Origin of the sequence: Blautia sp. MSK17_66 (genome assembly GCF_020538025.1) — a bacterium.
Classification (GTDB): domain Bacteria; phylum Bacillota; class Clostridia; order Lachnospirales; family Lachnospiraceae; genus Blautia_A.
This window is the reverse complement of the sequence record NZ_JAJBNQ010000100.1, coordinates 1-394: the sequence shown is the minus strand read 5'-3', so window position 1 is coordinate 394 and position 394 is coordinate 1. Positions and strand designations below refer to the sequence as shown.

At 40.6% G+C, this 394-nt stretch carries 1 pseudogene; it reads left to right on the top strand.

The window, feature by feature from the left end:
- Nucleotides 1-394: pseudogene (locus LIR34_RS17655) on the top strand (CoA-disulfide reductase); the annotation flags it as partial.

Below are 394 nucleotides of genomic sequence, written 5' to 3'. Positions count from 1 at the left end.
TTTGATATGACAGCAGCCACTACAGGTATCAATGAAACCAATGCCAAAAAGTCAGGATTAGATGTAGATACAGTAATTCTTTCTCCTATGAGTCATGCCGGTTACTATCCTGGTGGAAAAGTGATGACCATGAAGGTGGTTTTTGAAAAAGAGACTTATCGTTTGCTTGGTGCTCAGATTATTGGATATGAAGGAGTTGATAAACGTATTGATGTGCTGGCAACAGCAATTCATGCAGGGCTGAAGGCAACCCAGCTGAAAGATCTGGATCTTGCATATGCACCGCCGTATTCCTCTGCCAAGGATCCTGTAAATATGGCAGGATTCATGATAGACAATATAGCAAAAGGTACCTTAAAACAATGGCATCTGGAAGATATGGATAAGATTTCTA